The 23,831-nt window shown below is 41.7% G+C and carries 17 protein-coding genes and 1 pseudogene; 5 read left to right on the top strand and 13 right to left on the bottom strand.

What is annotated here, in order from left to right; translation table 11 throughout:
* Nucleotides 1-789 precede the first annotated feature (789 nt).
* From BUC07_RS16845 to BUC07_RS16880, 9 genes and pseudogenes are all read right to left on the bottom strand, one after another.
* Nucleotides 790-2,607 (bottom strand): glycoside hydrolase family 2 protein, encoded by a 1,818-nt coding sequence (locus tag BUC07_RS16845; RefSeq protein ID WP_073172353.1) that lies wholly within the window; start codon nt 2,605-2,607, stop codon nt 790-792.
* A 39-nt stretch (nt 2,608-2,646) separates the two neighbouring features.
* A complete protein-coding gene (locus tag BUC07_RS16850) occupies nt 2,647-4,044 on the bottom strand; it encodes a sulfatase family protein (RefSeq protein WP_139279622.1) in 1,398 nt (465 codons plus the stop codon).
* Between the two features lie 21 nt (nt 4,045-4,065).
* Nucleotides 4,066-5,520: a sulfatase family protein gene (locus BUC07_RS16855; protein WP_073172356.1), complete on the bottom strand. Its 1,455-nt coding sequence runs from the start codon at nt 5,518-5,520 to the stop codon at nt 4,066-4,068.
* Between the two features lie 79 nt (nt 5,521-5,599).
* Nucleotides 5,600-5,974: pseudogene (locus tag BUC07_RS20590) on the bottom strand (RagB/SusD family nutrient uptake outer membrane protein); the annotation flags it as partial.
* Between the two features lie 30 nt (nt 5,975-6,004).
* Nucleotides 6,005-7,081 (bottom strand): RagB/SusD family nutrient uptake outer membrane protein, encoded by a 1,077-nt coding sequence (locus BUC07_RS16860; protein ID WP_083578318.1) that lies wholly within the window; start codon nt 7,079-7,081, stop codon nt 6,005-6,007.
* A gap of 26 nt (nt 7,082-7,107) precedes the next feature.
* The gene (locus tag BUC07_RS16865) at nt 7,108-10,509 is read right to left on the bottom strand and encodes a TonB-dependent receptor (RefSeq protein WP_083578319.1); all 3,402 of its coding nucleotides are present in this window, start codon (nt 10,507-10,509) and stop codon (nt 7,108-7,110) included.
* Nucleotides 10,510-10,652: 143 nt separating this feature from the next.
* Nucleotides 10,653-11,660 (bottom strand): FecR family protein, encoded by a 1,008-nt coding sequence (locus BUC07_RS16870; protein WP_073172359.1) that lies wholly within the window; start codon nt 11,658-11,660, stop codon nt 10,653-10,655.
* 93 nt (nt 11,661-11,753) lie between these two features.
* The gene (locus tag BUC07_RS16875; RefSeq protein WP_083578320.1) at nt 11,754-12,326 is read right to left on the bottom strand and encodes an RNA polymerase sigma-70 factor; all 573 of its coding nucleotides are present in this window, start codon (nt 12,324-12,326) and stop codon (nt 11,754-11,756) included.
* A gap of 21 nt (nt 12,327-12,347) precedes the next feature.
* Nucleotides 12,348-13,991: an NAD+ synthase gene (locus BUC07_RS16880; protein WP_073172362.1), complete on the bottom strand. Its 1,644-nt coding sequence runs from the start codon at nt 13,989-13,991 to the stop codon at nt 12,348-12,350.
* Nucleotides 13,992-14,093: 102 nt separating this feature from the next.
* Between BUC07_RS16880 and gldB the strand changes: the two genes are divergently transcribed.
* Nucleotides 14,094-15,107 carry a gliding motility lipoprotein GldB gene (gene gldB, locus BUC07_RS16885; protein WP_139279623.1) on the top strand — a complete coding sequence of 338 codons (1,014 nt, stop codon included), beginning with the start codon at nt 14,094-14,096 and terminating at the stop codon, nt 15,105-15,107.
* 66 nt (nt 15,108-15,173) lie between these two features.
* Here the strand turns inward: gldB and BUC07_RS16890 are convergent, their stop codons facing one another.
* Complete coding sequence (locus tag BUC07_RS16890) at nt 15,174-15,974, bottom strand: 3-keto-disaccharide hydrolase (protein ID WP_073172368.1); 801 nt, start codon at nt 15,972-15,974, stop codon at nt 15,174-15,176.
* 210 nt (nt 15,975-16,184) lie between these two features.
* On the opposite strand from BUC07_RS16890, the gene BUC07_RS16895 reads away from it, so the two are divergent.
* The gene (locus tag BUC07_RS16895) at nt 16,185-17,240 is read left to right on the top strand and encodes a 6-phosphofructokinase (protein WP_073172371.1); all 1,056 of its coding nucleotides are present in this window, start codon (nt 16,185-16,187) and stop codon (nt 17,238-17,240) included.
* A 9-nt stretch (nt 17,241-17,249) separates the two neighbouring features.
* Here the strand turns inward: BUC07_RS16895 and rsmG are convergent, their stop codons facing one another.
* From rsmG to BUC07_RS16910, 3 genes are read right to left on the bottom strand one after another with little or no spacing between them, the layout of a single operon-like run.
* On the bottom strand, nt 17,250-17,870 hold the full coding sequence (gene rsmG / locus BUC07_RS16900) for a 16S rRNA (guanine(527)-N(7))-methyltransferase RsmG (protein ID WP_073172460.1): 621 nt from the start codon (nt 17,868-17,870) through the stop codon (nt 17,250-17,252).
* 8 nt (nt 17,871-17,878) lie between these two features.
* Nucleotides 17,879-18,487: an RNA polymerase sigma factor gene (locus BUC07_RS16905; protein WP_073172374.1), complete on the bottom strand. Its 609-nt coding sequence runs from the start codon at nt 18,485-18,487 to the stop codon at nt 17,879-17,881.
* Nucleotides 18,469-19,620, bottom strand: a complete 1,152-nt coding sequence (locus BUC07_RS16910) for a glycosyltransferase family 2 protein (protein WP_073172378.1) — start codon at nt 19,618-19,620, stop codon at nt 18,469-18,471. Before BUC07_RS16910 ends, BUC07_RS16905 begins: the two co-directional genes overlap by 19 nt.
* Nucleotides 19,621-19,812: 192 nt before the next feature.
* Between BUC07_RS16910 and tgt the strand changes: the two genes are divergently transcribed.
* The 3 genes from tgt (at nt 19,813) to BUC07_RS16930 (ending at nt 23,824) form a co-directional block, all read left to right on the top strand.
* The gene (gene tgt, locus BUC07_RS16920; RefSeq protein WP_073172384.1) at nt 19,813-20,940 is read left to right on the top strand and encodes a tRNA guanosine(34) transglycosylase Tgt; all 1,128 of its coding nucleotides are present in this window, start codon (nt 19,813-19,815) and stop codon (nt 20,938-20,940) included.
* Between the two features lie 6 nt (nt 20,941-20,946).
* A complete protein-coding gene (locus BUC07_RS16925; RefSeq protein ID WP_073172387.1) occupies nt 20,947-22,032 on the top strand; it encodes an LptF/LptG family permease in 1,086 nt (361 codons plus the stop codon).
* Between the two features lie 247 nt (nt 22,033-22,279).
* On the top strand, nt 22,280-23,824 hold the full coding sequence (locus BUC07_RS16930; protein ID WP_073172464.1) for an acyl-CoA carboxylase subunit beta: 1,545 nt from the start codon (nt 22,280-22,282) through the stop codon (nt 23,822-23,824).
* Nucleotides 23,825-23,831 lie beyond the last annotated feature (7 nt).

Consider the following 23,831-nt stretch of genomic DNA (forward strand, 5'->3'; position numbering starts at 1 on the left):
AGACAATGGAATTATTAGTGAATTTTCAACCTGCTAATAACGGAGTTGAACAATGCCTATTAAAAATAAATCGTTAGTTTTTCAGCAAACCCTAAGTTAATTTATTTTGACCAGGATTAATCCCATGCAAATTGCACTATTTTGTTGGTGCTAAATCCAAACAATTAGGACTATATTGTCATATTGTACCGCTTTCCCGATGCTTCATTGGTAGGTTTACCCTGTGAAATAAAACCTAAATTTCACAGGGTGAACTTTCGCTCATCTCTTTTATCCACACATGATTCCTTCAACTCGAAACCTTTTCTTTCCTCGCTTCACACATGCCGATTGCTCAACATGCATTAGGAAAGTTGTTTGGAGCCGCTCCCTGCAGAGAGACTCCGGAGGGTCAACCAATCATGACCTGCCTGTGGTCGGTTCCTCCCTGCCTTTGCAGGCAGGCAGGCATCTTATTTGCAGCGATGTAAAGAACGCTTGCCTTTACTCACGGCACACCGCGCGGGAGCGGGATCCGTATAGCCGTTGGACTTCGATCTGTCTTGCAATCTCATTCCACCGGTTATGCCTGATGCAATTCGTATTCCTCGGGCAGAGGTTTGCTTTCGGCTTCCTTCAGATTCCACCTCGCGATAGTCACCCTTGCCTTCAGCTAATGTTTAGCGACAACAAACCCCCATAGTGGACTCTCACTACCAAATCTGCTACCATGCAAGGCGCACAAGAAGAAAGGAATTTCTTTAAATATACAGAAATTCCATTATCTGTATATAAAAATATTGCCGATTACTAATCATTTAAAGAATTACAAACTTCCTGATTTATCTTTCTTATTTTTTCTTCATTTAATTTAATCACTTTGCGGTCATAAGTCAACAAACCATTTACCTCGATTTCCACATCGGTTGTTTGTGTATAAACTGCCCCCGAATAGCCAAAAGGAATAAGTTTTTTCAATTTCTCAGCATATTCAATATAAACCTTCGTCGCTTCTTCTGAATTTTTGCATTGTACATAGCCCCAGTTCCGGTCTTTTTCCCAAAAATGGTGTTCCAGCACCAATCCAATACCGCCGTACTCTCCAAGGACATTTACTCTTTTTGAATCGAAAAGCCCCATAACAGGATCAGGATAATTGTGCATATCAATCATATCACCCACATCATAGTGATTACCGCCACTTGCAGGATTAATCAGGCGCGACGGATCGTAGTTTTTGGTCCACTCTACAATTTCTTCGGTTTTAAACTGGCCCCACCTTTCGTTAAACGGAACCCAGACCACAACACTGGGATTCGAGTAAGTTAAATCCATTACTTCTTTCCATTCCCGGCGGAAGTTTTCTTCTGATTCAGCGCTGCGTTCCAGTTCTTTTCCATCAAAATAATTTCTGCGTTGCCATTCAGGGTGGGCGTCTCCGTTTGGCATATCCTGCCACACCAGGATACCTTCGCGGTCGCAGTGGTAATACCAGCGTGCCGGTTCCACTTTCACGTGCTTGCGAATCATGTTGAAACCGAAATCTTTTGTTTTTTTGATGTCATATAACAGTGCCTCGTCGGTTGGTGCCGTATAGAGGCCATCGGGCCACCATCCCTGGTCGAGCGGGCCAAAATGGAAATAATCCTTGTTATTGAGTTGCATTCTCACAATCCCGTTTTTATCGCGTGCAGTGGAAATCTTACGCATCCCAAAATAACTTTTCACTTTATCAACAGGCTTTCCGTCGCGCAAAACAGTAACTTTCATATCGTACAAAAACGGCGATTCGGGGCTCCAGAGTTTCGCATCGGGTACCGAAACCAGGACTTCCTGCCCGGCGGCGGCTTTGCCCGTACTTACCACATTTCCGTTTTCCAGAACTTTCACCTCGATAATATCTGTTAAAGAAGTTCCTTCAGTTGCAGCTTTAACCGTAATGTTTTCGCCGTCGATATTCGTAACCGTTTTCAGGTGGGTGATGTATGCTTTTTCAACCGGCTCAATCCAAACCGTTTGCCAGATACCGGTAACCGGAGTGTACCAGATTGACCGTGGATCTTCCACCTGTTTACCGCGAGGCTGAAACCCCTTGTCAGTCGGGTCCCATACTTTTACCATAAGTTTTTGTTCGCTGCTTTTGGAAAGGAAAGGGGTAATATTAAAACTGAAAGGGGTGTAGCCTCCTTTATGTGTGCCAACTTTGATGTTGTTCACCCAAACATCTGCTTTCCAGTCAACGGCACCAAAATTCAGCACTACATCTTTGTTTTTCCATTCAGAGGGGACTGTAAAAGTTCGTTCATACCAAAGTTCCTTGTTTTCGCCTACTCTTTTTTGCACACCAGACAAACTGGATTCAATAGCAAACGGAACCAAAATTTTTCCTTCTAAAGTAGCAGGTATATTTCCTCCGCGTTCCAAAATCGCATAACCCCACAGACCGTTGAGGTTTAACCATTGGGCTCGTTCCATTTGCGGACGCGGGTATTCGGGCAGGGGATTCGCCGGATTGACTTCTTCGGCCCATTGGGTTTTAATCTTGTTGCCGGCAGGTTGCCATGGTTGTGCATTCAAATTCATGGCATATATGCCAATAATGATAAAAAATAAAAAATCCTTTTTCATAACATATAAAATATATAATTGACTTATAAATAATTAATCTCAATTTTCCCAGTATCGTTTTTCATACTCACTTTCTGTATCGACCGGAACTCCCGGGTCATTTTGTGTTTTCATCCAGGCATCTAATGCATTCTGGTGTTTCTCCAGTTCACGCTCAAATATTGGGTTACCGGCAAGGTTATCAAACTGCTCTTTATCGGTCTCCACTGCATAAAATTCTTCGGCAGGGCGGTGGTAAAAACGTTCTACTAGGTATTTTTCACGGGTGCTGGTATTCGCTTTCTCTTTCCAGCGTTCCCACCATACTTCTCCATGGGCCCCTGCTTCGAGATGTTTTTCAAAATATATACTATCGGGCAATAAATTGCTTATATAATGATATTCACTGCTTATTACTGCTCTTATCGGATATGGTTTTCCCTCCGGCACATTATTATGCATACAGTAAACATATTTTCTGTGTTTCTCGTTTTTGCCCAGCAGGACATCCAGAAAACTCTTTCCTGAAACCGCCGGAACTTCTTCCCCTCCGGCAACATCGACAAAAGTAGGTGTAATATCAGCAAACTGAACCAGCGCCCCGGTTTCGGAACCCGGTTTTATTTTCCCGGGCCATTTTGCAATCAGTCCGGTATGGACACCCAAATCCCAGTTTGTCCATTTGCCCCCGCTAAACTGCCATCCCTGTTCTGTGGACAGCATGACCACTGTGTTGTTTGCATTACCTGTCTCTTCCAGGGTTTTAAGCACCTCGCCCACCTGGCGGTCAAAATAAGTAACTTCGGCGAGGTAACGCGAGTAAGCTTCCCTTACTTCGGGAGTATCGCCCAGGTGGGCCGGCAACTTCAATTCAGCCGGCGGATACGCTGATGCATCTCCCAATGTCCAAGGGGCATGTGGACTCGTAGAGCAGACAAATAAACAAAAGGGTTCGTCGTTTTTCTCTTCCATAAATCTTTTTATCCCTGTAATATCTTCTTTTTCTTCATTGGCCAACACACAATTTTCTTCAAATCCAGGCACATTTATATATGGAAATACTTCTTTGGGAGAAGCATGTTTTTTACCTGATATACCTACCCTGTATCCCAGGTCGGTGAGGTAATGAAAAATACTTTTTGTACCGGGTTTTGACCTGCCATGATTCCAGGCGCAACCGCTTTCCATCGGGTACAGCCCTGTGTATAATTCATGACGGGCAGGGACACACATCGCCATGCTCACATAAGCCCGGTTAAAAATCAATCCTTCATCGGCTAATTTGTCAATATTCGGGGTTTTGGCATTTTGTCCGCCAAAACAACCGATTTCGCTGTAGGTGCAATCATCGGCCATAATAAATAAGATGTTGGGTCGGGAGGTGGCAGAGTTCTCCGCAGATAAAACCGGAAAAGCAGTCCACATTAAAAATAGTATTACAAAAATTTTTTTCATCATTGACTTGATTAAAGTATCAGACTATTCTCCGGTATTTCCCGGCATATCTACCGGCATGGACCGGCGCCAGGCCAGAACTTTCCCGGCCATTACCCCGGCGAGTTCGGTATTTTGAGCAGCCAGATTCAATTTTTCTCCCGGGTCTTTTTTCAGGTTAAACAGTTTTATATCTGTTGAATCGGCATTTATTAGCAGTTTCCAGTCACCCTGGCGGATGGCTAGGTTGGGCGAACGAAATGCTTTGTTTCCCGGTTGTATTGAACCGCCCGGATTGCTGGCATACTCCCACATCAATGGCTGAGTGACTTTGACGGGGGTTCCAAGCAAGGCTTCACTTTTGTCCGTTCCGTCCAGGTTTTCAGGATACTTAATTCCCAACAGGGAGCACAACGAAGGAAATAAATCCATCGCAGCCAGCACCGTGGTGGAATCGGTCACTGCCACCGGTGTATGTCCTTTCCACCGAATAATGAAAGGCATCCTGATTCCGCCTTCATACAGGCTCCATTTACGTCCGTAAAATTCACCTGCAAACCCCGGCGGATAGAGTTCGCCCTTATAACCGGCCGGATACCTTTGCCTGTTGTAATAGTGCGGCCAGTCGGTAGGACCGTTGTCGCTGGTAAAAACTACAATGGTATTTCCCAGCAATCCCCGGTTCTCCAGCCCGCTCATAAACCTCCCTATCTGGTTGTCCAGTTCCCTGAGGACAGCGAAAAATTTTTGTTCCCAGGGATTTTCTGAATGTGCTTTATAATTTTCCCACATTGCCGAATCCGGAAGATGCGGATCGTGCACGTCGTTAGGACAAAGATTTACAAAGAAGGGCTTTCCGGGGTTACGGTCGATAAATGCCAAGGCACTGTCCACGTAAATTTCCGTTGACCGGTGTTTTTCGGCCCAGATAATATTTCCCCTGCCCAATTTGGCACTTTGTGCGCATAAATTGTCATTGGGAAAAAGTACCCGGTCTCCGATTCCCTCGAAGCTGACAAGAGACTTGTCGTATCCATATTCCGAGGGGTGCGGCACATCACCCAGGTCACGGCCTCCTCCCATGTGCCATTTGCCAAAATGGCCTGTGGCATAACCATTTTGTTTCAATTTGTGGGCAAAAAAAGGTACTTCAGGATTCAGATAGTCCGCCATTGCTCGATTGTTGTTCTGTTCGGAACTGGCAATATAGGAATGAATTCTGTGTCGCATGGGATAGGTGCCAGTATTTAATGCAACCCGCGAAGGAGAACAAATGGGTGAGTTTACGTAGAAATTGGTGAATTTAAGCCCCTCACCGGCTAAAGCGTCTATATTTGGCGTTTCGACAACCGGATTCCCAAAACAGGAAGGATCGGCGTACCCCATATCGTCAATGAATATGATTACAACATTTGGCTGTTCAGACTGTTTTGCTTTTGAACATCCTAAAAATGTTAAAAACATTAAAAAAATGATATACAATATTTTATGTTTTGCCATTTTATGAATATTTATTTTAAACTATTAAATGGCAGACATCGCTAAAAATAATGCCTGCCATTTAAGTATATATGTGGAACTAATAACCTTTATTTTGTTCTAATAAAGAATTGGCATCAACTGCCGATTGAGGAATAGGAAACCAAAGATGATTTTCTGTTGCATTGGAAATCCCTCTATTGTGGGCATATTCAATGAACTTCCCATTTCTTATCAGATCTCTTCTTCTTTTACCTTCATACCAGAATTCCCATCGTCGTTCCTTTAAAATTTGCTCTACAAGTGCCTCTCTTGTATCAAAATCAGCTAACTGAATATCTTCCAGTCCTGCCCTATTTCTTATTTGGTTAATCAAGTCTATTGATTCTGAATTTGGACCATTCAGTTGATTTAATGCCTCTGCCCTGGATAGTAAAATATCTGCATACCTGATCATTGGGACATCGTTACCATGTGCGTCACCTGATGCTTCAGGATCCGGTGGTTATTTTAATGCGCGTGTAGCATCTGAATAGTCCGTTAACAAGTTAACGATGTCTCCCGAGGTGTTAATGTACTTGGTAAGAATCCGTTTCCTTCTGTCATCATTTTCATCAAAACTGTAATAGAATTCATCATACAAGCGATACTGTGATGCATAGTTTGCCCACTTCTCGTTGACAACTCCTTCTAGGCCTCCATCAAGGCCTTCCTTGTAGCCCCAGGGCAAAGTGGTCGCTAAAAGGTTGTTTTTATTTCCTTGGTTGGCCAGTTTTGCTTTAACTAAAATAAACTCGCTGTTGTGTTCATTTTTAAGTGCAAACAGGTCGTAGTAATCTGGGAACAATTCAAATTCATTGCTTGAAATAATATCCTGGGCAACATTTGCACATTTTTGCCATTGCAATGTATTGAGGTACCATTTGCAGAGTAATGCCTGGGCTCCTCCACTATGTACACGACCATAGGCTGGCTCATCTCCGGGGTCTGGAAGATCCGGAATTACAGCCAATAACTCGGTCTCTACAAAAGTATAAAATTCTTCTTGTGTTGGTCTTGCAATTTCAAGTGGATCACTTTGGCTTTTCCTAATGGGTAACGGACCGTATTGATTCCATAACTGATAATATGCCCAAACTCTCAAGAATTTGGCTTCAGCAAATAACTGACTTTTATCTTGATCACTTGCAAAGTCAGAAACATTTTCGATACTCTCGATAATAATGTTAGCATCCCTAATCATCTGCCAATACTCAATCCAACAAAAAGCTTCCAGTCTACTTGAGGGATCCCACCTAAATCCTATTAGAGGAGCTGCAGTTCCGTTTTCACCACCTCCCGTTTGCCACAAAATATCGGCGGTCATTTCTTCTCTTTTGACAATATTTCTGGTTCTGGCAATATTACCATTCCTGGCATAAGCATCTGCGAGTACAGATTCCAATCCATTTTTTGTACTCAATAAATTGCTTGAGGCAAATTGTGATTGGACTGGTTCTTCCAAAATGTCTTCACATCCATGCAATACAAAAATTGCGATCAGCGTTAAAACTGATATTTTAAATTTATATAATAATTTCATTTTAAATTGCTTTTAAGTTAATATCATCAAAAATCAACCTTTATCCCAAATATTAAAATTTTTGCTGATGGATAGACATTGAAATCCATCCGGAAATTTGGATTATTATTTGGATTCACAGCTGGATCCAGTCCAATGTAATCAGTTAGCGTATAAAGGTTCTGTCCGGTAACATATACTTGTGCGGATTCAATGTTCCTGCTAATTCGAGGTAGATTATAACTGAGTCTGACTGTTTTTAGTCTTATGTACGAAGCGTCAAGTAAAGTTTGAGTATTTGCAACTCTACGACCAAATTTCAATGGATCAACAAATGAAGGGTATTCATTGGTTGGATTGTCGGGTGTCCAACGATTCAAATAAGGCTCAGCAAACTTGTTTCTTCTAAAGTTAATTGGAAAATAGTTGTCGATTAAGTTCCCATTCAACATATCAACACCTTCAACACCTTCAATAAACATGAACAAGCTAAAATCTTTATAGGAGAAAGTATTGCCCATCGACCATTGATAATCGGGAAATGAAGTTCCTAAAACTACCCTATCTTTATCAGTGATTACCTTATCTCCATCCTGATCTACATACTTTAAATCTCCTGGTTGGTAGTCTTCAGTAAACTGGCTAAAATCATCTCCTTCCTGCCATATTCCGTCAACTTCCCATCCATAATATGAATTAAGAGGTGATCCTGGTTTTATAATTGCTACCTGTGTAACATGAGTGTATCCTGCCCCAACAATAATCTCAGGAATTCCTCCCAAATCTTTAACCTCATTTTTCATAGTGGTAAATGTAAAGTCTGTTCTCCAGGTAAAATCTTTAGAAGTTACATTTACCGTGTTCAATGTTAGCTCAAATCCTTGATTATCAATACGACCAACGTTGGACAAGATACTGCTAAAACCCGTTGATTGTGGAATTGGCAAGTTTAGAAGCATATCAGTTGTTTTCTTTTTGAAATAATCAACACTTCCGCTCAACCTGCTATTAAATAATCCATAGTCTAAACCAATGTTAATTTGTTCCGTTGTTTCCCACTTTAGATCAGGATTTGGAATTCTCAACGGGGCAGTTCCTGTCACAGGGCTTTCATTCCAAATTGCCGTACCTCCTGATCCGAAAGTACTTAATGAAGGGAAATTTCCAATTTCCTGGTTACCTGTCTGGCCCCAGCTTGTTCGTACTTTCAAATTGCTGATATAATCCACTCCTTCCAAAAATTCTTCATTTGATATTTTCCAGGCAAGAGCCGTAGATGGGAAAAATCCAAATTTGTTGTTCTTACCAAAGCGGGAAGATCCATCTGCCCTTATCGTAGCAGTCAGCAGATATTTATCATTCAATGAATAGTTTATACGACCAATATAAGAAGCTAGCCTGTTACCGGTTAGGTAATTGCTAATATCAAAGGTTGATTGGTCTCCGATTCCTAGACTGTTTGCTTCCAGAGATTCATTAGGAAAGCCACTTGCTTGATTGCTAAGACCATTGGTGATAAAACGTTGGTAGGTTAGGCCTGCCATCGCACTTATAGCATGAATATCAAACGATTTGGTATAATGAACGGTACCTTCAACCAAGTAGTTACTTTTTTCTACATTCTGATTTGAAGCAATTCCTCCATTGTTCCTACCAGCTTTGGTCAGACTGGAAATAAAACTTTTGCGGCTCTCGTTTACAAAATCACCACCAATGTTCAGTTTTGCAAAAAGGGTTGGAGTGAAATGATACTCACCATACATTGAAGCCAAGATCCGGTTTGTATTTGATACCGAACTCATTCCTTCTGAAATGGCAACAGGATTATCCACTGTCAAAAATGGGGATAATGCATAACTGCCGTCTTCGTCAAAAACAGGTAATGTTGGATCAAAGTTATATGCTGCATACAAAGGACCTGCCCATTCATTAATTCCAAAACCGTTTGCAATGAAATTGTCTTTTGTGTATGTGCCGGTAGCATTAAAGCCAATATTGAATTTGTCTGAAAGCTCCGATTTTAGGTTAATTCTTGCTCCATACCTACTAAAGTCGGTATTCTTCATAATCCCTTCCTGGTTCATATAGTTTAGTGAGATATAGTAGGAAGTCGTTTTTGTCCCGCCTGAAAATGCCAGTTGGTGATCATGTACGATGGCATTTGCATTATTCAGTTCATCTTGCCAATCAGTTCCCTTTCCTCCATTGGCAATCTCTCCTACCAAAGATTCTTCACTGTCGCCTCCTTCAGCAATAATTTCGTTAATAACTTTTTTATAATCTTCAGCATTTAAAAGCTCTAGTTTCCTTGCTCTGTTCTGAACCCCCAGGTAACCTTGATAAGCGACTTTCATATTTTCATTTTTTCCTGATTTTGTTGTAATCAAGATAACACCGTTGGCACCTCTCGATCCATAAATAGCAGTTGCAGAAGCATCTTTTAATATTTCAATCGACTCAATATCTGAAGGGTTTATTGAAGCCAATGGACTTCTAGGACTTCTATTGTTTCCAAAAGCATTTATTGATCCGTTATTTACAGCCCTTGAATTATCAATTGGCAAACCATCGATTACATAAAGCGGACTGTTACCTGCATTTATTGAGCTTGCCCCCCTAATATTAATTGATATACCTCCACCTGGCTCTCCACTATTTTCGACAACATTTACACCTGCACTTTTCCCTATAAGTAGTTGGTCGACTGAAGTTGTTGCACCTTCTCGCAATTCATCTATTTTTACTGAAGAAACAGATCCTGTGATATCACTTTTTTTGACCACACCATATCCGATGGCAACTACTTCTTCAATCCCGATAGCATCTACTTGCATAGTTACATCAATAATTGTTTGATTTGCAACTTCAATCTCTTGGGTTTTCATCCCCACAAACGAAAACTGCAAAGTAGCATTTTCCGGAATGTTGGCTAAGGAATATTCTCCGTCGGAATTAGTAATTGTCCCTTGGGTTGTTCCTTTCACTACAACAGTAACACCTGGTAAGGTCTGTCCTGAAACATCGGTAACTGTACCTGAAACGGCGGGTTGTTGCTGCCGGTCAGCAAACAATTCCGCATTTCCGCCAACAGGAGTTAATACAATGTAACGGTCTTTGATTAAAAAGTCCACTTCTTCCTTACTGAACAACCGGGCCAAAATCTCATCTACCTTTTCTCTTTCGATTTCGACATCCACTTTTTTGGTTACATCGACTAACTCGCTGTTGTACAGAAAATAAAATTCGCTTTGATTTTGAATGGCAGACAACACCTCGCTGATGGTGGCATCGTTCATCGCCAGACTGATTGTTTTGGTTTGCGCATAGCTGCCGGTGGCAAAAACCTGGAAGGCGCTGATGAGTAGTATCAAAAACGTATTGCGCATAACAATTAGTTTTTTTCGGTGTTGCTTCAAAAGCAAACACAGTAGGTTTACAATTTTTTTCATAGTTTTACACTGTTTTAAATTATAGAATGATTTAAAAATTTCCCTGGGTCAAAACCCGTGGGTAACGATGGAAGGAAGTGTTCGCAGCGCTTCCTTCTTTTTTCATAAGAATTGATTTTTTAAGTTTCGTTTCGCATAGGCAATTATTTTTTGGTTATGGTTACAACTGAAGGGGAAAATTTTTTGGTTCCCTCGATGGGTTTTCCCACGGTATAGTTAATTTTTATTTCGGGAGAACTGATTTCCAGCAGTTCCAGCACGCGGTGCAGTGGCTCATTGTCGAAAGTAGTGGTAAACTTATACCGCTTTATTTCCTCATCGGCAATAACTACCTCTACGCCATACCACCGCTCCAGCATCCCGGCCAGTTCGGTCATCGGTGTGTCGTCCAAGATCATTACATTTTGGTGCCAGGCAATATATTTTTCTATATTGGTATTTTTACGGGCAAAAGTTTTATCTGTTTTGCTAAATTCCATAAAATCATTGGGGTTCAGTTCGCAAAACTTCATTTTTCCCTCATCCCCGGCAAACCGGAATTTTACTTTCCCTTCTTTCAGTGCCACTTGTATTTGCTCTGTTTGCGGATATGCGTTTACATTAAACTGTGTACCCAAAACTTCTACTTCAGTATCTCCGGCCACTACCACAAAAGGCAATTGTTCATTTTTGGCCACATCGAAAAACGCTTCGCCGGCAAGTTCCACTTCCCGGTTTTCGCGGGTAAACGGAATGCTGTATTTTACCTCGCTTCCTGCATTGAGCCACAAATTGGAACCATCGGGCAGTACCACTTGCGAACGCATCCCCATCGGACTTTGAATTTTCTGCCAGGTAATTTCGTTTTGCGCCATTTCAACAGGCGCTTTATTCGTTTCCTGAAAAAAGAGGGTCCAGATGGTAAAAGCAAGCAATGGCAGGGTAAGTACTGCTGCAATGCGGGTAAGCGAGGTAAAAATGCCGGTTGTTTTGTTTCCCTTGTTGATTTTGCTGCTTACTGTGCGATAAGCTTTGTCAACATCCACCGTAGCGGTTTGGTCAATTAACTTTGCCGCTTCCAGTTTTTTATCGAAGGATGTTAATCCTTTCCGGTATTCAATTAAATTTTTGAAATTGGGTTCGAATTTTTTATGTTGCCTATTTTTATTCATTCAATTTTTTTCTGTTGTATTCACCAAATTTAGACTGGTTTACTGATTATACAATCCGGAAAGGAAAAACACGTAGAAGAAAAATGAAAAAACTTAAAACAACAGCAACATAAACATGTAATCTTTCAACTCTTCCCTTAAAATTTTCAGGGCATTGGAAATTTGGGTTTCCACGGTACGTTTGGAAATATTCAGTTCTCCTGCAATTTCGTCATTGGAAAAGCCTTTGAACCGGCTTAGTGTAAAAATTTCGTTGATGCGGGGCGGTAGTTTTTCAAATGCTAATTTGATGCGTGATTGCAGCTCTGATTCAACAAACAAGTCGGGTTGGTAAAGACGGTCGGATTCAACCATGTCCCGAAGTTCTTCCCGCACTTTTTCGCTGATTTTTTCTTTTTTCAGGACATTCAGCGCCCGGTTTTTAACCGAGGTAAAAAAGTAACTTTTCAGCGACTCTGTATTTTTGATTTTTCTCCGGCCAAACCATAGTTTCACAAAAAAATCCTGGACAATTTCTTCGGCCTCTGTAGAATCAATCACTATTTGGGAAGCGAATGTTACCAACCCCGGATAATAGAAACGAAACAGCAATTCAAAGGCCGTCTGGTCGCCGTTAATGAGTCGCTGTATCAAAGTTTCTTCCTTTATTCCATTGATAACAGACATACTGTAAATGTAGAAAATAATTTAATACCTCGCTACCAGTGGCATTTTCCTTCCAAAACCGAACGCTTTTGAACTGACCCGCAAAATGGGTGCTGCCTGGAATCGTTTGTATTCATTTATATTTACCATACGAATCACCCGGTTGACTTCTTTTTCATCAAACCCTTTGGCAATGATTTCCTGCGGCGACTGGTTCAACTCAATAAAACTGAACAGGATTTCATCAAGAACCGAATAATCAGGCAGCGAATCGGTGTCTTTCTGATCGGGGCGCAATTCGGCAGACGGCGGTTTGGTAATGGTATTTTCAGGAATGATTTCACCGTGGGCATTCATAAAACGGGCCATTTGAAACACGTCGGTTTTATACACATCGCCCAAAACAGCCAGGCCGCCGTTCATATCGCCGTACAGCGTTCCGTAGCCCACAGCACACTCGCTTTTGTTTGTGGTATTTAAAAGAATGTGACCGAATTTGTTGGAGACGGCCATTACAAAAACCCCGCGAGCTCGCGCCTGTATATTTTCCTCAGTAACATCCGGATTAGTTCCTTCGAAAAGCGGGGCCAGTTCTTTTTCGAATTCATCCACGGCATTTTGAATTTTGATGATGTCATACTGGATTCCCAGGTTTTCGGCCAGTTGTCGGGCATCGTCCACACTGTGCCCCGACGAATATTTTGAAGGCATGAGCAGCACGCGCACATTTTCTGGCCCGAGCGCTTCAACAGCCAAAACTGCGGTTACTGCCGAGTCGATTCCCCCCGACAAGCCAAGCGTGGCCTGTTTGAATCCCATTTTTCGAAAATAATCGCGCAACCCCAAAACCAGTGCATCATGAATTTTCTCAATATGATCTGCTTTTGGCTGAACTTCCGGTTCTCCCAATTCTTGAGTATCCACAATCAGAAAATCCTCCTCGAAATATTTCAGCTCTTTCACAATTTCCCCCTGTTCATTGATAAAAACCGAGCCTCCGTCAAAAATCAACTCAGTCTGGGCACCGATTTGGTTCACATAAAAAATGGGTGTATTGAACCTTTTCGCTTTAGACACCAGCACATCTTTACGCCAGCTTTCCTGGTTGTACGAAAAAGGCGATGCAGAAATATTGACTACAAAGTCGGGCCGCAGTTTTGCCAATTCTTCCATAGGCGAAACACGATAAAGTTTATTTTTACCGAATTCGTTGGCGGTGGGTTGCTCATCCCACAAATCTTCGCAAATAGTTACGGCAATTTTTTCGCCTTTGTATTCCACCACGTTAAATTCCTGGTTCGGCTCAAAATGGCGGTATTCATCAAAAATATCGTAGGTGGGCAGCAATGTTTTGTTGTGCACCGACCGGATTTTTCCATCTGTTAGAAAGAATGCCGCGTTGTATAGTGTTTTCCCCTCTTCGTTTTCATTGATACGGGGGGCGCCCACAATGGCTGCAATGTTGTTGCAAGAGGCCGCTATTTGTTTTACTCTTTCTTCGGCTTTTCGGATGAATTCCTTCTTTTCAAGCAAATCGTGCGGATAATAACCCGTTACCGATAATTCAGAAAAAACAACAAGATCAGCTCCTGCATTTTTTGCCTTTTCGATGGTTTCAATAATTTTGACGGCGTTCCCCTCAAAATCGCCAATTATGTAATTTAACTGAGCCAGTGTAACTTTCATAAAAAGAGTTTAAAAATAAATGTGTAATGTGCAAATGTCTTATTTTTGGGACAATTTCGCAATAAATTTTGTACAAGAGCGTAATGAATTGAAATGAAAACAATGAAACACAAAACATATTTTATAATCCTGCTATCTGTAATCTTCTTTGCCTCCTGTAGCCGCAATCCTTTGAAAGTGGATATTTCGGGAATAGAGACCGAGGTTGAGGTTGTGCGTTTCGACCAGGATCTTTTTGAATTGCCCTTGCAAGATACCCTGGCTGAATTAACTGCCCTGAGAAACAAAAATCCGGAGTTTTTCGATCTGTTCACCTGGAAAGTAATTGGTGTGGGTGGAATTGAAGAGGAACATTTCCCGGAAATTATGGGCGAATTCCTCACCGATACCATGATTGTGAATGTAAAAACCTTAGTGGAAAAAGAATCTTCAGACTTTGAAAAAACAGAGGAGGAGCTAATTACAGCATTCAAATATTTCCATTATCATTTTCCGGACAAAGAACTGCCAACAATTTTTACAACCATTTCGGGCTTTAATCAATCGGTTTTTACAGCGGAAGAAATAATCGGAATCAGCCTTGATAAATACCTGGGACGTGATTGCAGCTATTACCAAAAATTAAGCAATGTGCCGCTTTACAAGGTAAAAAATATGCATAAAAAGAAATTGGTATCGGATGTAGCTTATGCGTGGGGACTGACTGAGTTTGACGATCCACACGGAACCACAACAGTCCTCGACAATATTGTCCACCAGGGAAAACTGATGTATTTTGTTGATGCCATGCTCCCCGAAATGCACGATTCGCTGAAAATAGGTTATACTTCAGAACAACTACAATGGTGCAAAAGCAACGAACCGCAAATGTGGAATTTTCTGATAGAAAACGAGATGCTCTATTCCAACAAACGGATGGATATTTTGCGCTACATCAACGACGGGCCCTATACAACCGGTTTTCCAACAGAGTCGCCTGCACGTGCCGGAATCTGGATTGGCTGGCAAATTGTTCGAAAATATATGGATAAATTTGAGGAAGTTACGTTGGCACAATTAATGGCAAACACCAATTACCAGGAGATTCTGAATGACTCGGGCTACTACCCTGAATAGATCAAAAAAGGACATGCTATAAAAACATGCCCTTTTGAAATGAAAAAATTAGAAAAATTAACAATTCTATAATTCCCTGATTTTAATATTTTTATACCAAACAGCATCACCGTGATCCTGTAGTGCAATATAGCCTTCTTTAGCTACATTGGCCCAATCCGGGTTCAATTCAGGAAACTTTGAATCAGCAACCAGTTCGTTCCAGTCGTCGGTCCAAAGGTGATATTCCAGCACAGTTTCGCCATTTTGTTTGTGAACCACAGTGCCATCGTAAACCAGGATTTCGGCTGAATTCCATTCACCTGCAGGTTTTGTGTTCTGCGGATCGGCAGGAATCAAGTCGTACAACGAAGCCGATTGACGGTTGCCATTTTCTCCGAGCATGGCATCAGGATGTCTTTCGTTATCCAGCACCTGAAATTCGGGAGCCGTTTTCCAAATCGGGTCACCTTCAACTTCCTGGCCAAGATAGAATACACCTGAATTACCACCTTCAGAAATTTTCCAGTCGAACTTCAATACAAAATTCGAAAATTTCTGTTCGTACAAAATGTCGCCACCATCTTCGGCACCGGCTTCTCCCTGTCCTGACTCCTTGCAGTGCAAAGTTCCGTCAACCACTTCCCAGCCTGCCGGAAAATGATCTTTATTAACACCACGCCAGCCTTCGCTGGTTTCACCATCAAACAACAACATCCAGCCCTCTTCTTGCTCAGCCCCTGTTAATTCATTAGGACCGGCTGCTTCTTCTACTGTCGCCTGTTTTTCGCTGTCAGCTGAACTGTCATCGGATTTTTTCTGGCCTCCGGTGCATGAAACAGCGAATAAAAAAGTAACTACCATTAGTAACGAAAAATAATTTTTCATTTTCAATTTTCTTTTATTTGTTTATTAATAGATTGAATTCTCGCTCATCAAAAAATTATTAGGGTGACTGGAAAAATAATATATAATTCACCCTTAAATAATTAACAATATACACTAATTGTGCTATACAAAATTAATAATTTCCAAATTTCTTTCGTAATTTCGGTATCATATTTCTTTTGAAACATGAGTATAATTTAATTTGAAACCATGGAATCTGAAAGTAAACCAAAAAAAATTGGCATTTTAACAGCCGGTGGCGATTGTCCCGGACTTAACGCAGCCATAAGAGGAGTTGGCAAAACGGCTATTGTGGAGTACGGAATGGAAGTTTACGGTTTTAACGCCGGCTATCTGGGTTTAATTGAGAATGATTACATAAAGTTAAGCGAATCGCAGCTCTCGGGTATTCTTACTGAAGGCGGAACCATTCTCGGAACTTCGCGCGAGAAACCCTACAAAATGGTGAAAAAAGGGAAAACGAAAAACCCTGAAAAACCAAAAAAAATAAAAAAAACATACGAAAAACTTGGGCTCGACTGCGTGGTTTGCATTGGCGGAAACGGAACCATGAAAACCGCCAATATGCTGGCACAGGAAGGAATTAACGTTATCGGCATCCCGAAAACCATCGACAACGATGTGTGGGGAACCGATGTAACTTTTGGTTTCGACTCGGCAGTACAGGTGGCTACGGAAGCAGTGGACCGGTTGCACACCACAGCCAACTCGCACCAGCGGGTTATGATTATTGAAGTGATGGGGCACCACGCCGGCTGGCTGGCACTCTACTCAGGTTTGGCTGGTGGCGGCGATATTATTCTGATTCCGGAAGTTCCGTACAACATCCGGTCGGTATGCAAAAAAATTGAAAAACGTTACGAAAACAAAAAACCATATTCCATTGTGGTTGTAGCCGAGGGGATTGACCACCCGAAAGGAAAATCGGCAGCAGCACACATTGGTGAAGCCATTCATACTTATACCGAAATTGAAACCCGCGAAACAGTACTTGGTTATGTTCAGCGGGGTGGCAGCCCAACTCCAATGGATCGGATTTTGGCCACACAGTACGGTTCTTACGCCGCACAGTGCATTGCCGATGGTTGTTTTGGCACGATGGTAGCCATGAACAAAAACGAACTCACTACAATCCCGCTTTCTGAAGTAGGCGGTAATTTACGGTTAGTTGACGAAGAGCACCCGCTAATTGTAAAAGCACGGAGAATGGGAGTTTCGTTTGGGGATGAGTATTTGAATGAATAAACAAAATTTTCAGAGTGCCAGGTGCACCAGCATTTTGGTTTCAAAAAATTCCTCTTCGAAATAATCAGAAAGATGCTGAATAAAAATCTGTTTGCGGAAAGGTTTAATCTCTTTGGTTAAATCGCCGCCCTTCAGGTACAAGATGCCGTTTGGTAAGGCATTTTGCTGTTTCAGCGAAATATTTTTTCGAACCCAGCTTACAAATTCAGGCATGCGCGTTACGGCACGGCTCACCACAAAATTATATTTGGTTTTTAGCTGCTCCACGCGGATTTGCTCGGCCGTTACATTTTCCAGGCCCAGACTTTCTGCCACCGCTTTCACCACTTTTATTTTTTTACCGATGGAATCCACCAGGTGAAAATTGACATGTGGAAAAAATATGGCCAGCGGAATTCCGGGAAATCCACCCCCGGTGCCCACATCCAAAATTTCAGAACCAGGGGTAAAATGAATAAGTTTTGCGATGGCCAGCGAGTGCAACACGTGCCGCTCATAAAATTCAGAAAAATCTTTTCGCGAAATCACATTTATTTTAGAATTCCAGTCGGCGTAAAGTGGTTCCAGTTGTGTAAAAAGCTCGATTTGTTCCGGCGTCAAATCAGGAAAATACTTCAGAATAATATCCATTTTGTTTGTCATGCGTTACGGCTCATCTCGGTGTTTTCAATCATTTTAAACAACATTTCGCGCGCCCTGAAAAGCTGGGCTTTAACGGTGCCCAGCGGAAGGCCCAGTTCTTTGGCAATTTCTTCGTATGAATATTCGCGAAAATAACGCAGCTCCACTAGCATCCGGTATCGGGGTTTCAACCTTCTTACAATGCGGTGAAGCAAAATGGCTTTTTGTTGCCTGATGAGTTTTTCCTCGGGATCGGGTTCTTTCGATTTCAATCTCACTGCCTCGTTGTTTTGGCCGGATTCGTTATTTTCTATGGTAACATAAGTTCCTTTTTTGCGGCGCAAGAAATCGATACAGTTGTTTGATGCAATTTTAAAAAGCCATGTGCTAAACGCATAGGTGGGAGAATACTGATGAATATTTTTGAACGCTTTACCAAATGCCTCGAGGGTGAGATCTTCCGCATCGTTCCGGTTATTTACCATTTTGAGCAACATAAAATAAATGGCATCTTTGTAACGCCCAAGCAACCGTGTGAACGCTTTCTCGTCGCCATCCAGCGCTTTTTGCACGAGTTCGTAGTCACGGAGTGCCTTTTCTGACAAATTTACTTTTTGCTCTTCCATTTTTGGTTGCCTCTGTGTAAATATAAATATCCCTGGTAACCTAATTTCAAGTAAGGCATAATTAAAGCATACACTAACGAAGATAAGAATAATTTACTTTCATTCAAATGTTTCAGGGATATTTTTATGATAAACGAAAACGCTGCGAAATAAACAATTAACAAGAAAGAAAACACCGGCCACAAATCAACAAACAGGAAAAGCAATAGAATTGCAAACGGTAGAAACACCAGTGCTAAAGTCTTTTCGAAAAAAAGGACCAGTCTTTTCCCAAAAGGTAAATAGTTTCGTATATGCATTTCTTTTTTCAGTAAATCAGTGAAATGACTGCATGTTACCGGCAACTCCTTTTTTATTGCAGTTGAGTGAGTGAAGTTAATTTCCGTATTATTTTTAGTAATAAATGTATTGATTACCAGCTCCAGGTTAGCAAAAGGCTCTTTCACTTTCGGGCCAAAACCGCCTGCCTCAAAATACCTGGATTTACGGAAGGCAACATTCTCTTCGAAATTGATAAACGACAGGCCGTTCAATATAAAACCGAAACTTTTTAACTGCTGAAAGAAACATTCGGAACGGTAAAGCCGATTAAAAAATTTACCTGTGTCAACAAGATTGGAATAGTTCACTACAACATTCTTATCTTTTCCACTGAAAGAAGAAACCACCTCTGCCCAATTTTCTCCTGTGGAAGAAATTTCAGGTGGAATTACCATTGCCCATTCATGCCGGGCTGCTTTCAATGCAATATTCCGGGCCATTTTTTCTGAATAACGGGTTTCCTGAGGCAATGAAGAAATTCTCAGATTGTTACAATTTATTTTAAAAATCCCTACTACTGAAAGCGAATTATCCTGCGAAAAATCGTCAACGGCAATAACTTCGGAATCCGGTTTGACTGATGCCAACAACGGAGCCAAATTCTTTTCCAGGTTTTTCTCTTCATTTCTAAAAGCCAATAGCAATGAAACGGGGGAATGACCAATTCGTTCAGGTTTTTTCAGCAACAAAACCCTGCCCGTAAATAAAAAAAGATAAATTATCCTCAACAGATAAATACCAAAAAATATACTAATAACTACCCACTCATATAAATGGAAACGGGCAATAGCAGCTAACAATGATTCAACCATTATGAAAAAATAACAGGGTAAAAATACGTCGCGCCAAAAATGGAAACATTACGTACAATTTCAAAATATTTCTTTCGAAAATAACAGCAATTTGTTCAAATTTTGAATTAGGATTAATTAACACCTTCAACCCAATCCAATTCAGGTTCAATTCGTGCAGAATGGCTATATTTGCCATCTTGAAAATAGGTTATGAAATTTAAGGTTACAGCAACAACAAGCAATTCAAGAGCAAGGGCAGGTGTTATTACCACTGATCACGGTACTATTGAAACGCCAATTTTCATGCCTGTGGGCACAGCAGGTTCAGTAAAAGGAATCCACTCCCGCGATTTACAGGAAGACATAAAAGCACAAATAATTTTAGGCAACACGTATCACCTTTACCTCCGCCCGGGGATTGAAGTAATTGAAAAAGCCGGAGGGCTGCACAAATTCAACCGCTGGAACGGTCCGATATTAACCGACAGCGGGGGTTACCAGGTTTTTTCGCTGGGCGACATCCGCAAGCTCACCGAGGAAGGTGCCCGGTTTCAGTCGCACATCGACGGATCATACCATAGTTTCACACCCGAAAATGTAATCGACATACAGCGATCAATTGGGGCCGATATCATGATGGCATTTGATGAATGCACTCCCGGAGATGCCGATTATGCTTATGCAAAAAAATCGCTCGAGCTAACCCAGCGCTGGCTCGACCGCTGTATTAACCAATTTGAAAACACTCAGTCCAAATACGGATACAGCCAAACGCTTTTCCCAATTGTTCAGGGAAATACTTTTGCTGATTTACGACAAAAAGCCGTTGCTCATGTTATATCGCATAATGCCGACGGTTATGCCATCGGAGGCCTGTCGGTTGGAGAACCGGAAGAAGCCATGTACGAAATGACCGAAATTTGCACGGCCGACCTCCCTGAAGACAAACCGCGGTACCTGATGGGAGTGGGCACTCCAATAAACATTTTGGAAGGTATTGACAGGGGAGTTGATATGTTCGACTGCGTTATGCCAACTCGCAACGGCCGTAACGGAATGCTTTTTACATCGGATGGAATCATCAACATAAGAAATAAAAAATGGCAAAACGACCACTCGCCTGTCGATGAAAATGGCACTTCCTTTGTTGATCAATATTCAAAAGCTTATTTAAGGCACCTGATTATTTCAAACGAAATGCTCGGGGCACAAATAGCCAGCCAACACAACCTTGCATTCTATTTATGGCTCGTAAAAACTGCCCGTCAAAAAATTGCAGAGGGTGGGTTCAGGGCCTGGAAAGAAGAAATGACAGAACGATTAAAAGAAAGATTGTAGGAGGTAATGAAACTTTATAAAACCATCGACATATACATAACCAAAAAGTTTCTGGGAACTTTTTTTTATGCTATTACTTTAATACTTAGCATTGCCGTGGTTTTCGACATGTCAGAAAATCTTGACGAATTTTTGTCGAAAGATATTCCCTGGTCAACCATTATTTCAGAATATTACCTGAACTTTATTCCCTATTTCGCCAATCTTTTTAGTCCGCTGTTCACATTTATCGCAGTAATATATTTTACATCGAAAATGGCATACAACACCGAAATTATTGCCATTCTAAGTAGCGGGGTTTCATACCGCCGGTTAATGCGGCCTTACATGGTTTCTGCATTTATTCTTGCCGCTTTTTCGTTTACGCTAGGGAATTATATAATTCCACCCGCCAACCGGACAATGAATGAATTCCGGCAATTTTATATTGACAACAACAGACAAACCATTTCGAGCGAACGAAATATCCACAGGCAGATTGAGCCCGGCGTTTTTATTTACATGCAGAGTTTTAATGCAAACTACGTGGGGTACCGGTTCACACTCGAACGTTTTGAGGATTCCAAACTGGTAGAAAAACTTACGGCAGATAACATTAGATGGGACGAAGAAACAGGCAAATGGGTTATTAACAACTGGTGGAAAAGAACCATTTATGAAGACCACGAAGAATTTGAAAAGGGCTACCGGCTCGATACAACACTTAACATGACACCAGAAGATTACAAAGTGATGAAAAACGAAATGGAAAATTTCACTACCCCGGCACTGAAAAAAGAAATTTCAAAAATGAAATTGAGAGGAGTGAACACGGTAGAATGGGAAATTGAAAGGCACAAGCGATTAGCCGGACCTTTTTCTGCCTTTATTCTTACAATAATTGGAGTCGGGCTTGCTTCACGTAAAATAAAAGGCGGACTGGGATTACACCTTGGACTGGGATTGCTGCTCAGTTTCTCCTATATTTTATTCTTACAGGTTTCTACAGTTTTTGCAATAAGCGGGAACACATCCCCTTTCATTGCTGTGTGGATTCCCAACCTGGGGTACAGTATTATTGCGTTCTTCGTATTCCGCTGGGCAGCAAGATAATTGATTTCCATTTTTGCATAAATACATAAACTTATCCTGTTCCCGGCAACGAGTTGAATTACGTTTCAATTTTAATCATTCAAACTTTACGTATAATAATTCGATTCGTATTGTATCATTGGCAGGTAATTTACGTAATGCAAAACAGCTATTAAGGCTGCCAACTGAAAAAATTTATAATTTTGTCGCGATTAATAAAGAAAACGCCCTGTTGAAAAAGGGAATTTTAAATTTAAAATCAAACTTTATGTCATTAAGAAGTAACGTTCTTGATCTTCGGAAAAGAAAAAGGGAAGTTCAAAAAGGCGGTGGCGACAAGGCCATCGAGAAACAGGCTAAAATGGGTAAATTAACTGCCCGTGAACGTATCCTGGCCCTTTTGGATAAAAATTCCTTTCACGAATACGACCTGTTTGTGGAACACAGCGCCAAAGATTTCGGCATGGAATCTAAAATATTACATGGCGATGGCGTGATTATCGGAACAGGAACCATTTACAACAAGCCGATATGTATTTTCGCCCAGGATTTCACTGTAGCCGGTGGCTCGCTGGGGATGATGCACGCCAGGAAAATAACCAAGATTATGGATCACGCCCTGAAAATGCGTGTCCCATTAATTGGAATTAACGACTCGGGAGGCGCCCGTATTCAGGAAGGTGTAAATTCACTTGCCGGATATGGTGAAATTTTCTTCCGAAATACCCTGGCTTCCGGTGTAATTCCTCAGATTTCGGTAATTCTTGGTCCCTGTGCAGGCGGGGCGGTATATTCACCCGCGCTAACCGATTTTGTTTTTGTGGTTGAAAACATCTCAAAAATGTTTATTACCGGACCAAGTGTAATAAAATCGGTGCTGGGCGAAGAAATCACAATGGAAGAACTTGGCGGGGCCCGCGTTCATGCCGAACTTACAGGTAATGCTCATTTCTTCTCAACCAGCGAACTGGAATGTTTCGAGCAGATAAAAAAACTAATCAGCTACATTCCGAGAAATAACGGAACAAAAGCATTGCCTTTCCCGCCAAAACCCCCCAAAAAAGGGAAGAAAATTGAAGACATTGTTCCTGGCGATCCCCGCATTCCGTACGATGTTCGTGACATCATAAAAAGTGTTACCGACAGTTCTGAATTCTTCGAAATTATGGAAAGCTTTGCCCCGAACATTGTTATTGGATTTGGACGAATGGAAGGTGATACCGTTGGGTTTGTTGCCAACCAGCCCATGGTTTTGGCCGGCGTACTCGATACCGACAGCTCCGACAAAGCAGGTCGTTTTATCCGGTATTGCGATGCATTTAACATTCCCATCGTCACACTCGAAGACTTGCCGGGATATTTGCCCGGAGTTGACCAGGAACATGCCGGGGTAATCCGCCACGGAGCAAAAATATTGTATGCCTATAGTGAAGCCACTGTGCCAAAGGTTACCGTTATTTTGCGGAAAGCTTATGGTGGTGGGTACATTGCAATGAACTCTCGCCACCTGCGCGCCGATTTTGTTTTTGCATGGCCAACTGCCGAAATTGCAGTAATGGGCCCCGAAGGGGCAGCCAATATTGTTTTCCGCAAAGAAATATCGGAAGCGGAAAACCCTGAAGAGGTGCGACAGGAAAAAATTCAGGAATACAAGAAAAAATTCGCCAACCCTTATGTTGCAGCAGCCCAGGGATATATTGACGAGGTTATTGAACCGAAAGAAACAAGGGGCAGAATTTTGCACGCGATGAAAGTTTCGGAAAACAAAAGCATTGCCCTGCCCCGGAAGAAGCATGGTATTCCTCCATTTTAAACTAAAA

The sequence above is a fragment of the Tangfeifania diversioriginum genome, assembly GCF_900141875.1.
In the GTDB taxonomy this organism is placed as follows: Bacteria; Bacteroidota; Bacteroidia; order Bacteroidales; family Prolixibacteraceae; genus Tangfeifania; species Tangfeifania diversioriginum.

Coding starts and splice junctions, on each gene's coding strand:
- BUC07_RS16930 (WP_073172464.1), top strand. CDS start 22,280: ATGTCATTAAGAAGTAACGTTCTTGATCTTCGGAAAAGAAAAAGGGAA.
- tgt (WP_073172384.1), top strand. CDS start 19,813: ATGAAATTTAAGGTTACAGCAACAACAAGCAATTCAAGAGCAAGGGCA.
- BUC07_RS16845 (WP_073172353.1), bottom strand. CDS start 2,607: ATGAAAAAGGATTTTTTATTTTTTATCATTATTGGCATATATGCCATG.
- BUC07_RS16890 (WP_073172368.1), bottom strand. CDS start 15,974: ATGAAAAATTATTTTTCGTTACTAATGGTAGTTACTTTTTTATTCGCT.
- rsmG (WP_073172460.1), bottom strand. CDS start 17,870: ATGGATATTATTCTGAAGTATTTTCCTGATTTGACGCCGGAACAAATC.
- BUC07_RS16905 (WP_073172374.1), bottom strand. CDS start 18,487: ATGGAAGAGCAAAAAGTAAATTTGTCAGAAAAGGCACTCCGTGACTAC.
- BUC07_RS16855 (WP_073172356.1), bottom strand. CDS start 5,520: ATGGCAAAACATAAAATATTGTATATCATTTTTTTAATGTTTTTAACA.
- BUC07_RS16895 (WP_073172371.1), top strand. CDS start 16,185: ATGGAATCTGAAAGTAAACCAAAAAAAATTGGCATTTTAACAGCCGGT.
- BUC07_RS16925 (WP_073172387.1), top strand. CDS start 20,947: ATGAAACTTTATAAAACCATCGACATATACATAACCAAAAAGTTTCTG.
- BUC07_RS16865 (WP_083578319.1), bottom strand. CDS start 10,509: ATGAAAAAAATTGTAAACCTACTGTGTTTGCTTTTGAAGCAACACCGA.
- BUC07_RS16880 (WP_073172362.1), bottom strand. CDS start 13,991: ATGAAAGTTACACTGGCTCAGTTAAATTACATAATTGGCGATTTTGAG.
- BUC07_RS16870 (WP_073172359.1), bottom strand. CDS start 11,660: ATGAATAAAAATAGGCAACATAAAAAATTCGAACCCAATTTCAAAAAT.
- gldB (WP_139279623.1), top strand. CDS start 14,094: ATGAAACACAAAACATATTTTATAATCCTGCTATCTGTAATCTTCTTT.
- BUC07_RS16860 (WP_083578318.1), bottom strand. CDS start 7,081: ATGAAATTATTATATAAATTTAAAATATCAGTTTTAACGCTGATCGCA.
- BUC07_RS16850 (WP_139279622.1), bottom strand. CDS start 4,044: ATGATGAAAAAAATTTTTGTAATACTATTTTTAATGTGGACTGCTTTT.
- BUC07_RS16875 (WP_083578320.1), bottom strand. CDS start 12,326: ATGTCTGTTATCAATGGAATAAAGGAAGAAACTTTGATACAGCGACTC.
- BUC07_RS16910 (WP_073172378.1), bottom strand. CDS start 19,620: ATGGTTGAATCATTGTTAGCTGCTATTGCCCGTTTCCATTTATATGAG.